The sequence below is a fragment of the Soonwooa purpurea genome, assembly GCF_053891095.1.
The window spans coordinates 1-11730 of record NZ_JBSSMA010000011.1 but is presented as its reverse complement, the minus strand read 5'-3'; the positions used below and the strand labels follow the sequence as shown (position 1 = coordinate 11730).

The window sequence follows — 11730 nt, the reverse complement described above, 5'->3', positions numbered from 1 at the left end:
ATGCGTGGGATAAAATTTGGTGTTTTAATTTTAATAATTCTTTTTGGGATTTATGCCGTTTCTATGACTTTTGTTGATGAAAGAAAAGAGTACAGCATTCATTCTAACATTACTTATCCGATAGATAAAGTTTTCCCACAATTTAATAATCTACAAAATTTTTCGCATTGGAATGATTTTTTCACCCAAGATAAAAATCTGGGATTTAGCTTTTTCACACCTTATTCAGGCAAAGATTCTTCGATGAAATTTTATAATAAAAAGCATCAAGATCAATTTGGGGAGATGTTTATTCGCTATGAAAATCCTATGAAGAGCCTTCGTTATCAATTGTTTTTGGAAGATGAATCTTACCCGTATTTGATAGATGTAAAATTTATTGGAAAAGGAGAATCTACCGAGATTAATTGGAAAATACAAACACCGAAACAGCCATTGCTTAGACGTTCGCTTAATTTGCTTTCCGAAACCTTATTTGTTGAAAATATTGAGAAAAGTATTAAGAATTTGACAGCAATTTTAGGTAACAAAGTAGATAAAGAAAATTTGATTGCTTCTATTAAATACGATAGTATAATGGTGGAAAATCAAGAAAGCGCTTTGCTGTTGGGCGTTAACGTGAGCACATCGAATAAAAAAGATGCCTTATTAAAGAATATTGTTATTAATCATAATAAAGTTGTAAATTATGTAAAACAAGATTTGGGTAAAAAAGATGATGAATTTGGAAGCCCAATTTTAATTACCAATCCTAATAATTTTAAAGATAAAGAAGTGTCCTATTTTTATGGTGTGGCACTTCCCAAGAGAATAAGCACTTCGGATAACAATTATACTTTCCGAACGCTCAACGGCGGCCAAACTTACTTTATGTATTACAAAGGTAGTTATGCAGGTCGTATAAAAAGTATACAACAATTAATACAAAAAGTCAAAAAAGATACCCTGCGACATGGAGATTTGCAAGAACAATTTTTGGAAGAGCCAGACGCTACTTCTGATGTCAAATTAAAACTGCAACTTCCTGTCTATCGATAAGTCGGACTTCGAAAAAATGATATTTAACATATTGTTAAAATGCATATTCGTTTGCCCGATTATAGATAAAAATTTAGTAAATTTGTTGGCAATATTTGATAATTTTTATAAACAGATAATCTGTAATAATGGATAAATTTTCGTTTCTAAATGCCGCACATGCTCAGTTGATTGATGACATGTACGAGCAGTACCTGAAATACCCAGATTCTTTAGAACCTTCATGGAAAGCTTTTTTCCAAGGTTTTGACTTTGCGAGAGAATATTATGGTGATGATGACAGCAATGACATGTCACCAGTTGTACAATATGCACAACAAAGTGTTAACAATGGCCAAGCTTCTGAAGATATTAGCAAAGAATTCAAAGTTCTTAATTTGATTGAAGCTTACAGAACGCGTGGACACCTTTTTACAAAAACCAATCCTGTAAGAGAAAGAAGACATTTTGCGCCGACTTTAGCGATTGAAAATTTTGATTTGACAGTAGCAGATCTTAATAAAAAATTCAACTCTGCCACAACAACAGGAATGCCTGGACCAGCGACTCTAGCAGATATTATTAAACATCTTGATGAGATCTATTGCGACTCTATTGGAGTTGAATATATGCACATTAACAATATCGAGGAGAAGCAATTCATAAGAGAATGGGTTAGTGTTAACGAAAATCATCCAAAATTGTCTGCGGATGAAAAAACAGAAATTCTTTTCAAACTTAACCAAGCGGTAGCATTTGAAAATTATTTGCATACAAAATTCGTTGGACAAAAACGTTTCTCACTAGAAGGTGGAGAATCTTTGATTCCTGCGCTTGACCAATTGATCACCAAGTCATCACAATTGGGTGTTGATGAGGTCGTTCTTGGGATGGCTCACCGTGGACGTCTTAACGTCTTAACGAATATTTTCCAAAAATCATACAAACAGATTTTCTCAGAATTTGAAGGTAAAGAGTTTGAAGAAGATGTATTTTCGGGAGATGTTAAATACCATTTAGGTTCTTCTAAAACGATTACAACAGCTAATGGAGAAGAGGTCGTTATCAATTTGACACCAAACCCATCTCACTTAGAAACTGTTGCTGCTTTGGTTGAAGGTATTTGTCGTGCAAAAGTTGACCACAAGTATAAAGATTACAAAAAAGTTTTACCAATTGTTATCCATGGGGACGGTGCAATTGCTGGCCAAGGTATCGTGTACGAAATTGCACAGATGATGACCTTGGACGGTTACAAAACTGGCGGAACAGTACATATTGTCGTTAACAACCAAGTGTCGTTTACAACCAACTATTTAGATGCAAGATCATCTATCTATTCTACAGATATTGCAAAAGTAACACAATCTCCAGTGATGCATGTTAATGCTGATGATGTTGAAGCAGTTGTACATGCCATTAGATTTGCTGCAGATTTCAGAGCTAGATTTGGGAAAGATGTTTATATCGATCTTTTAGGCTATAGAAAATATGGACACAACGAAGGTGACGAACCAAGATTTACACAACCTAATCTTTATAAAACCATTTCTAAACATCAAAATCCACGCGAAATTTATAAAGCAAAATTAATTCAGGAAGGTATTGTTTCTGATGAGGTTTTGAAAAGCATGGAGCAAGATTTTAAAAAGTTATTGGATGAAAACTTTGATGCTTCCAAAGGTATCGAGCGTAATACCATGACACCTTTTATGGAAAATGATTGGGGAGATTTTCCAATGGCGCCGAAAGGTTCAATTCTTAAGTCTGTAGATACGACTTATGACCTAGCTAAACTTAAAGAATTAGCCATTAAAATCTCTACTTTGCCTGGGGATAAAAAATTCCTGAACAAAATCACAAGATTGTTCGAAAACCGTATCAAAATGGTTGAAAACAATTCTTTGGATTGGTCAATGGGAGAATTATTAGCATACGCAACATTGTTGACAGAGCAATTCGGTATTAGAATTTCTGGGGAAGATGTTGAGAGAGGGACTTTCTCTCACCGTCATGCGGTTATTAAAACGGAAGATACAGAAGAAGAATATGTTCCATTAAAACATGTTTCTGATTCTCAGTTTGATATTTATAATTCACACTTGTCAGAATATGCCGTTTTAGGATTTGATTATGGTTATGCAATGGCATCGCCAAAAACGTTGACGATCTGGGAAGCACAGTTCGGAGATTTCATGAATGGTGCACAAATCATCATCGATCAATATCTTGTAGCAGCTGAAGAAAAATGGAAAATCCAGGACGGTCTTGTGATGTTATTGCCTCACGGATCAGAAGGGCAAGGTGCCGAGCACTCCTCAGCAAGAATGGAGAGATTCTTGACGCTTTGTGCAAATGATAATATTATCGTTGCGGATATTACTTCGCCAGCCAACTATTTCCACTTATTGAGAAGACAAATGAAATTTGGATTCAGAAAGCCTTTGGTTGTTTTCACACCAAAATCTTTATTAAGACATCCAAAAGTGGTATCAAGCTTAGAAGATATGGCACAAGGAGAATTCCAACCAATATTGGATGATCCAACAGCTGATCCTAACAAAGTAGAACGTCTTGTTCTTTGTACTGGTAAGTTGTATTTCGATTTATTAGCTAAAAAAGAGGAAAGTGGTGACGAGAAAGTTGCTTTGGTGAGATTAGAACAATTGTATCCACTTAATATGGATAAAATCAATGCAATATTCGAAAAATATAACAAAAGAACTGATCTTGTTTGGGCACAAGAAGAACCAGAAAATATGGGAGCATGGAGCTATATTCTAAGAAACTTTAGAGATACAGGTATCCAAGTAATTTCTCCAGTAGCTTCAGGTACACCAGCGCCAGGTAGCCACAAAATGTTTGAAAGAAATCAAACAGCCATCATCAATAGAATTTTTAATTGTGATGATGCGCCAACCAATAGACCAGTTACAGCTTAATTAAAAACTAACGATATTATATTAGAGTTTACAAACTCTGTTTAAAACAAAAAAATTACTCCTATGTCAATATTAGAAATGAAAGTCCCTTCACCGGGAGAATCTATCACAGAAGTTGAAATTGCAACTTGGTTAGTTAAAGATGGCGATTATGTTGAAAAAGATCAACCTATCGCAGAAGTAGATTCGGACAAAGCAACACTTGAGCTTCCTGCAGAAGAAAGCGGAATAATTACTCTAAAAGCTGAAGAAGGTGATGTGGTACAAGTAGGACAAGTGGTTTGTCTTATCGACATGAGTGGGGCAAAACCCGAAGGTGCAGCGGCACCAGTTGAAGCTCCAAAAGTTGAAGCTCCAAAAGTTGAAACGAAAAAAGAAGCACCAGCGGCTGCAACTTATGCAAGCAATACACCTTCTCCTGCAGCTAAAAAAATTCTTGACGAAAAGGGAATGGAGCCAGCGCAAGTACAAGGAACTGGTCGTGACGGAAGAATCACAAAAGATGACGCTGTAAAAGCTGTTCCAGCAATGGGTGCTACACCATCAGGTTCTGGAAGTCGCGCACAATCTACAACAAAACTTTCTGTACTTAGAAGAAAAATTGCAGCAAGATTGGTTTCAGTTAAAAACGAAACCGCAATGTTGACAACTTTCAACGAAGTGGATATGTCAGAAATTTTCAGAATCAGAAAACAATATAAAGAAGAATTCGCAGCTAAACATGGTGTAGGACTAGGCTTTATGTCGTTCTTTACCAAAGCGGTTACAAGAGCTTTAGAATTATATCCAGATGTTAATGCATCTATCGACGGTGATTTTAAAATTAACTATGATTTCTGTGATATTTCTATCGCGGTTTCAGGACCAAAAGGTCTTATGGTACCCGTTCTTAGAAATGCGGAAAATATGACGTTACGTAATGTTGAAGCTAACATCAAAGATCTTGCAACTAAAGTAAGAGATGGTAAAATTACAGTTGACGAAATGACGGGTGGTACATTTACAATTACCAATGGTGGTACTTTTGGTTCTATGATGTCTACACCAATTATCAATCCACCACAATCTGCAATTTTGGGTATGCACAACATTATCCAGAGACCAGTTGCAGTGGATGGGCAAGTGGTGATTCGCCCAATGATGTATGTTGCGATGTCTTATGACCACCGTATTATCGATGGTAAAGAATCTGTAGGTTTCTTGGTAGCTGTTAAAGAAGCAATCGATAATCCAGTAGAATTCTTGATGGGTGGCGACGAAAGAAAAGCCCTAGAACTTTAAGATTAAAATTCTCGATATATTATAAAATCCCGCTAATTTCGGCGGGATTTTTGTATTAGCTAAAATATAAACTTTAGCCATGGTCTCTAAAACTACTTCTCAGATACAGGTAACAGTTCATACAGAATATGACGCAAAAAACAGTTTTCCACTCGATTTTCGTCATACCTTTCGTTATTACATTATCATCGAAAATAAAGGTCAAGAAAAGGTGCAGTTGCTCCGTCGCAGATGGCAAATTTTTGATGTCGGTTTTGGACAGTCATTTGTCGAAGGAGAAGGAGTTATAGGACTACAACCAATCATAGAACCTGGACAAGTTTTCAAGTATTTTTCGAATGTTGTTCTGCAATCCGGAATAGGAAATATGACAGGTCAGTATCTTTTTGTAAATATTAATAGCAACGAAACTTTTGAGGTTGAAATTCCGAAATTTAGTTTGTTTTCTGAAATTTTAAATAACTAAAGTTGCTTAATGTTTTTATTGAAATAATCATTGATCTCGTCATTTCGTGTGAGCATCAAACGTTCAAATCCCAATAATGAAATTTTAGCACAAACTTCGGCATCGTCTCCTGCTCTGTGATGCTTGAAACTAATCTGATGTTGATCGGCCAAATTCCTCAAACCATAAGTTTTAAGGTTTTTCCAAGATTTTTTAGCCAAAGAAATACTACACAAATAATTGATTTTCGGTTTGAAAAATCCATAATAATCCAAACAACTGCGAAGGACTCCTGCATCAAAAGACGCATTGTGCGCGATCATAAGATTACCATACATTAATTCCTCAGCTTCATGCCAAATGTCTTCAAAACTAGGGGCATCAGCAACATCTTCTGGCGATATGCCATGTACTTCGATATTTCTCGGATGGAAATAAGGGAAACTAGGCGGTTTTATCAGCCAAGTTTTGGTAGTCACAATTTCTCCGTTTTCAACGATGCAAATGCCCATTTCACAAGCTGAGTTTCGCTCGTGAGTAGCAGTTTCAAAATCTATTGCGACAAAATCCATTTTCTTGAGATATCATTTTTTATAAACAAAAATTTATTTTAAGAAATGTTTAAAAATAAGCCATTTCGTTTGATAATAGTCTTTTATTTGATGCTTTTGACGACGTTTTAGTGTTCCTACAAATTCTGCATAAAATCCAACATGTGATCGTACAATGGCCCAAGTGTGAGAAAATCCATCTTTGAACATCATGTAGATTCCCGCAATACCATCTAAGCTAAGTCTGAAAAATATGAGATAAAGCTTATTAGAAGGTAAATTTTTTAGCATCATGCTGAGGTTATTTCGAAAGTTGAGGTAAGTTTTTTGTGGATTTTGCTTGTTCAAAGTTCCACCTCCAACATGATAAACTGTGGATTGTCCGCAATAATATATCTTACGATTATTATTTTTTAAACGCCAGCAAAGATCAATTTCTTCTTGATGGGCGAAGAAACGTTCATCAAATCCTTTCTCATTCCAGAAATCTTTAGCTCGGATAAATAAAGCACAACCCGAAGCCCAAAATATTTCCGTAATATCATTGTATTGTCCTTTGTCTTCCTCAATAGTTTCAAATTCGCGACCACGACAATACGGATAGCCAAGATTGTCGATTAAACCACCGCCGGCACCAGCAAATTCAAATTTTTTTTTATTATTAAAATCTAAAATTTTTGGTTGGATGGCTGCTATTTCACTATTTTCTGAAAACAAAGTCATGATGGGCTTTGTCCAATTTGGTGTCACTTCAACATCCGAGTTTAAAAGGCAGTAGATGTCCGCACAAATTTCTTTTAAACCTTCGTTATAGCCTTGTGCAAAGCCGAGATTGGTTTTATTAAAAACTTGTTTTATTTGTGGGTAATTTTTGTTTAACCAAATTACAGAATCATCGCTCGATGCGTTATCAATAACATATACTTCGGCATTACCAGAATATTGAATGATATTTGGTAGGAATTTTTCTAGCCAAGATTTTCCGTTCCAGTTAAGGATGACAATTGCTAATCTCATGGTGTTGCTTCGTATTGTTTGATAGAGCCTTGATATTTCCAACGTCTGTGTGACCAAAGCCAATTGGACGGGCGTTTTTCAATAGTATTTTCTAGAAGTTTATGAAATTTTCGAACCACTTCATATTGTTCAAATTTTTCAGCTTCAGGACATATTCTGTAATAATTAACTTGATAAAATCCACGTTTTACCTTTTTCATATCACAATAGATAAAGGCTAAATCTAATTTTTGTGAAAGTCTGTCGTAACCAATAAAAGCGGGTGTTGCTTGGTTTAAAAATTTAAGGCCATAGGTAATATGTGAAAAATGTGGCGTCTGGTCGGCCACAAACATATATATAGAATTTCCGTCATTAGGAGCTCGCAAGATTTGTTTGATAACTTCGTTAGCTTCAAGCGATTTGTTATTAAAACGGTTTCTAACAAATTTAATTTTTTCTTCCCAGAACTTGCTGTTCATTTTTCGATAAACGGGATGACAGTTTTCTTGTTCCACCAAAGTTGCCAATGCGTTGAACCATTCCCAGTTAAACACATGGCCAGAAAGCAAAATAATATTTTTTCCTTCTTCTTTTATTTCGTGAAAAAGATCGCGGTTAAGATGTTGTACACGAACTTTAAGCTCGGTTTCGGAAATTGTAAATGCCTTTAGCATTTCAACAATATAATCACAAAAATTGATGAAGAATTGCTTTTGAATTTCTACCAATTCTTCATGTGACTTATCTGGAAAAGAATTTTTAAGATTGTCGTACACAACTTGTTTTCTATAACCTACAACATAATAGTTAAGAAAAGACATGATGTCCGAAAAGATATACAATACCTTAAGTGGAAGGTGAGAAAGTAGTAATAAGAGACTAAATAATATTTGGTTCAAAATTTGTAAAAAGATTATCTGCAAAGTTAAGGAAAAGCTACTAATATATTCTTTAGTTTTGTAGTGGTAAAGTTATTTAAATATTATAATTATGCGAAAAGTAAAAAGCTTAATCTTAGGGCTTGGTGTGTTGGTGTTAGGAAATACGGTTCTCAAAGCACAATCTGCTGAAAAAACAGTCCAAACACAGGCGCAGTTGGAGGCAATTGCAAAAAAGAAAATTGTAGATGAGGAAAAAGCAAAATTAAAAAAGCCTTATGATGCCAAAGCGGATGCAGAGAAAGATATTGAAGCTTTGGTTGCACAAGCGAAAAAAGAAAACAAAAATATCATTTTACAAGCAGGAGGCAATTGGTGTATTTGGTGTTTACGTTTTAACGATTTTGTGGAGAAAACACCAGAATTGCAATCTATTGTAGATGAGAATTATTTGTATTACCATCTCAATTATTCTCCCGATAACAAAAACGAAAAAGTATTTTCAAAATACGGAAATCCAGGCGACAAATTTGGTTATCCGGTTTTCATAGTTTTGGATCAAACAGGAAAGATGATTCATGTGCAAGATAGCGCCGTGCTGGAACAAGACAAAGGCTATGGTGTAGAAAAAGTTAAAGAATTTTTTAACCAATGGAAACCAAAAGCTTAAATAAAAAGTCAAGATTTTTTCTTGACTTTTTATTTTCAAAAACTTAGATTAATTTCTTAATCCAATTCAATTTTTCATCAGAATAAGGCGGATATTTGATGTTGGCTTCGCCCCAAGTTGCGCGTTTCAAAATCGATTTTTGATGAGTAAATGCTTCAAAACCGAACTTACCATGATAATTTCCGATACCAGAGTTACCAACGCCTCCAAAAGCCAAATTATCATTAGCTAAATGCATAACAACATCGTTGATACAACCGCCTCCAAATGAAATTTGATTAATAAATTTTTTAATTTCTGAGTCTTTGTTTGTGAAAAGATAGGCTGACAACGGCTTTTCGTGATTTTGAATTTGATGTAAAGCTTCATCAAAATTCTCATATACCAAAATCGGAAGAATAGGACCGAAAATCTCATCTTCCATTATCTTGTCATTCCAATTGACAGGGAAAAGTAGGGTAGGCGCTATAAAAAGTTTTTCTTCATCGTATTTTCCTCCCAGAATAGTTTTTGTTTCATCAATTAATTCTGTTAAACGGTTAAAATTTTTCTTGTTGATAATCTTTGTATAATGAAGACTTTCAGCTTGGTAATTGTTAAATTTAATTTGATTTTTCAAAAGCTCTACAAAGTCAGCAGCTACCTTTTTATCCACCAAAACATAATCTGGAGCCACACAAGTCTGTCCACCGTTTAAAAATTTTCCCCATGTGACGCGTTTGGCAGCGATTTTTAGATTGGCATGCTCTGTTACAATCGCAGGGCTTTTTCCACCCAATTCCAAGGTTACAGGCGTTAAATGTTTTGCAGCAGCTTCGTACACAATTTTTCCAACACGGGGACTTCCTGTAAAAAATATCTTATCAAATCTCAGTTTTAGAAGTTCTGTTGTTTCCTCGATACCGCCTGTTTCGATATGTAAAAATGAAGAGTCAAAGTTCTTATTAAACAATTCTGCCATGATGTTCATGGAATGTTCTGCCACTTCGCTTGGTTTCAAAATGCAAGTGTTTCCAGCAGCAATTGCGGAAATCATTGGGCAAATCGACAGTTGAAAAGGATAGTTCCAAGCGCCAATTACCAAACTGCAACCCAAAGCTTCTTGATAGATTTTGGAGCTTCCCGGAAGATTGGCCAAATTGGTACGCACCGATTTTGGCTTCATCAACTTTTTTAAATTTCTAAGATAAAAGTCAATTTCGTTGTAAATAATTGCCAGTTCAGTTGTGTAGGTGTCAAATTTTGATTTTCCGAAATCTTTTGCAATAGCTTCGTAGAACAAATTTTCATTATTAGAAATGACTTGTTTTAATTTTCGTAATTGAGAAAGCCTGAAATCCAAAGACTTTGTTTTCTGATGATTAAAAAACTGGCGTTGAGATTCTAAAATTTGTTGAATGGACATGTTCACAAAATTATATTTAACGAATATAAAAATAATCAATTATGAATTCTTTCTTATTAGTTTTAATTATATTTATTAAATAAAGATTTATTGGTTTATGGATTTTAAAGGAAAGACGGTTTTGATAACTGGCGGCGCATCGGGAATTGGAAAAATAATGGGACGAAAAGTTCTTGAAAGAGGCGCTCGTCATCTTATCATTTGGGATATTAATGAAGCTGAAATGAACGATGTTAAAGCTGAATTTTCAAATTTTAAAACTAATGTTTCCGGTTACAAAGTTGACATTTCAAAACTCGGAGACATTCAGGAAAACGCCCAAAAAGTAAAATCCGAAATTGGCGACGTCGATGTGTTAATTAATAATGCAGGGATTGTTGTTGGGAAATATTTTCATGAACATTCTCATACGGATATTTCTCGCACTATGGCGATCAATACAGATGCCATTATGCATATTACGCTGGAGTTTTTGCCAGAAATGATGCAAAGTAATTCTGGTGCAATTTGTAATATATGTTCGTCCGCAGGATTGATTTCTAATCCGAAAATGTCGGTATATGCTGCGTCCAAATGGGCGGCGGTGGGCTGGAGCGATAGTCTTCGCCTAGAAATGGAGCAGCTCCAGAAAAATATTTCGGTTACCACGATTATGCCTTTTTTTATTGATACAGGAATGTTCGATGGTGTAAAGTCGAAACTTTTGCCAATTTTGGAACCCGAGCCTACTTCAGAAAGAATTATTAAAGCGATAGAAAAGAATACAAAAATGCTTGCAATGCCGCTTCCGTATTGGTTTATACGATTGAGTCAAGGGGTTTTGCCTTTAACAGTTTTTGATTGGGTGATGAGAAATATTTTCGGGATTTATGACACGATGAAAGATTTTAAAGGACGTTAAATTTTATTTTCAAATTTTGTAACGTCCTGAAAAAATGATACAGGATTAGACCAATAAAATTTTATTTTAAACAGTACATATATTCGTATTTGTACTGTTTTTCTTTTTGTACGATTTTGGTATTAAATCTTGTTGTTGGTGCATTTGCATCGGTGTTAAATAATAGTTTGACAAATGCGGTCTGAACTCATTATAAATCTCTACGGTTTGTTTGACCAAAATCTTTCTTGTATTCAAATCTACATTAGATTTATCAATATCATACTCTTGTTTTAAAATTCCATTGATTCTTTCGGCTATGGCATTCTCATAAGGATCTGATTCTTGTGTCATACTACAACGGATTTTATGCTTTTTCAATAGCTTTTGATAATCATCGGAACAATATTGTAAACCTCTGTCTGAGTGATGAATAAGACTCTTCGGGTTTTCTTTTTTCAATGCCATTTTTAGAGCATTTAAACAAGATGCTGTAGCCAAAGAATCCGACACATCAAAGCCTACGATTTTCTTAGAATAAGCATCGGTTATCAGGCTTAAATAGGCTGGGTTTTCTCTGTTTCCCAAGTAAGTTATGTCTGATACCCAAACATTATTAGGCTTTTTGTATTGATAATCTTTAATCAAATTTTTATGTTTTT

The 11730-nt window shown here is 34.8% G+C and carries 11 protein-coding genes; 6 read left to right on the top strand and 5 right to left on the bottom strand.

Annotated elements, in window-relative coordinates; all coding sequences use genetic code 11:
• From ACVFVN_RS10805 to apaG, 4 genes are all read left to right on the top strand, one after another.
• On the top strand, nt 1-1038 hold the full coding sequence (locus ACVFVN_RS10805; RefSeq protein ID WP_165136967.1) for an SRPBCC family protein: 1038 nt from the start codon (nt 1-3) through the stop codon (nt 1036-1038).
• A 128-nt stretch (nt 1039-1166) separates the two neighbouring features.
• Nucleotides 1167-3959, top strand: a complete 2793-nt coding sequence (locus ACVFVN_RS10800) for a 2-oxoglutarate dehydrogenase E1 component (protein ID WP_456235261.1) — start codon at nt 1167-1169, stop codon at nt 3957-3959.
• 63 nt (nt 3960-4022) lie between these two features.
• On the top strand, nt 4023-5240 hold the full coding sequence (gene odhB, locus ACVFVN_RS10795; protein ID WP_456235260.1) for a 2-oxoglutarate dehydrogenase complex dihydrolipoyllysine-residue succinyltransferase: 1218 nt from the start codon (nt 4023-4025) through the stop codon (nt 5238-5240).
• 79 nt (nt 5241-5319) lie between these two features.
• Nucleotides 5320-5706: a Co2+/Mg2+ efflux protein ApaG gene (gene apaG, locus ACVFVN_RS10790; protein WP_456235259.1), complete on the top strand. Its 387-nt coding sequence runs from the start codon at nt 5320-5322 to the stop codon at nt 5704-5706.
• Here the strand turns inward: apaG and ACVFVN_RS10785 are convergent.
• The 3 genes from ACVFVN_RS10785 to ACVFVN_RS10775 are packed head-to-tail and all read right to left on the bottom strand — an operon-like array spanning nt 5703 to nt 8137.
• Entirely contained in the window at nt 5703-6257 is a 555-nt protein-coding gene (locus tag ACVFVN_RS10785) for a 3'-5' exonuclease (protein WP_165136979.1), read from the bottom strand. The two genes, apaG and ACVFVN_RS10785, sit on opposite strands and share 4 nt — an antisense overlap.
• Nucleotides 6258-6290: 33 nt before the next feature.
• Entirely contained in the window at nt 6291-7253 is a 963-nt protein-coding gene (locus ACVFVN_RS10780; RefSeq protein ID WP_456235258.1) for a glycosyltransferase family 2 protein, read from the bottom strand.
• Nucleotides 7250-8137: a lysophospholipid acyltransferase family protein gene (locus ACVFVN_RS10775; RefSeq protein ID WP_165137757.1), complete on the bottom strand. Its 888-nt coding sequence runs from the start codon at nt 8135-8137 to the stop codon at nt 7250-7252. Before ACVFVN_RS10775 ends, ACVFVN_RS10780 begins: the two co-directional genes overlap by 4 nt.
• An 88-nt stretch (nt 8138-8225) precedes the next feature.
• On the opposite strand from ACVFVN_RS10775, the gene ACVFVN_RS10770 reads away from it, so the two are divergent.
• Entirely contained in the window at nt 8226-8783 is a 558-nt protein-coding gene (locus tag ACVFVN_RS10770; RefSeq protein WP_456235257.1) for a thioredoxin family protein, read from the top strand.
• A 43-nt stretch (nt 8784-8826) separates the two neighbouring features.
• Here the strand turns inward: ACVFVN_RS10770 and ACVFVN_RS10765 are convergent, their stop codons facing one another.
• Nucleotides 8827-10188: an aldehyde dehydrogenase gene (locus ACVFVN_RS10765; protein WP_456235256.1), complete on the bottom strand. Its 1362-nt coding sequence runs from the start codon at nt 10186-10188 to the stop codon at nt 8827-8829.
• Nucleotides 10189-10285: 97 nt separating this feature from the next.
• Between ACVFVN_RS10765 and ACVFVN_RS10760 the strand changes: the two genes are divergently transcribed.
• Entirely contained in the window at nt 10286-11089 is an 804-nt protein-coding gene (locus ACVFVN_RS10760; RefSeq protein WP_456235255.1) for an SDR family oxidoreductase, read from the top strand.
• Nucleotides 11090-11155: 66 nt separating this feature from the next.
• Here ACVFVN_RS10760 and ACVFVN_RS10755 read toward each other — a convergent pair.
• Nucleotides 11156-11730 (bottom strand): IS3 family transposase (locus ACVFVN_RS10755; RefSeq protein WP_456235254.1); only part of this gene is annotated, 575 nt, incomplete at its 5' end.